The following is a 210-nucleotide window of genomic DNA, read 5'->3' as shown; positions in this document are numbered from 1 at the left end:
CAAACGCAATGAAGATGTGGGGACGCAGGAGGATAAGCGTAGCGCCCGGTTGGTGAGGCGTGCAAGCACCAAGGCTTGAAAGTAGGCAAATCCGCTTTCAATACGGCTGACGTGTGATGCGTATCGAAAACAAGTAGAGAAGGAGCTGACTCCATACTGCCAAGAAAAGCCACTATTCGCGTTTTGTCGCCCGTACCGTAAACCGACACA

The 210-nt window shown here is 51.9% G+C and carries 1 rRNA gene; it reads left to right on the top strand.

Features of this window, described 5'->3' with window-relative positions:
• Positions 1–210: ribosomal RNA gene (locus PEPTYR26121_RS08930) — 23S ribosomal RNA — on the top strand; the annotation flags it as partial.

The organism is Aedoeadaptatus nemausensis, from assembly GCF_903819165.1.
Taxonomy (GTDB): domain Bacteria; phylum Bacillota; class Clostridia; order Tissierellales; family Peptoniphilaceae; genus Aedoeadaptatus; species Aedoeadaptatus nemausensis.
Note: the sequence above shows the minus strand (reverse complement) of the source record. Positions and strands in the feature narration are given on the sequence as shown.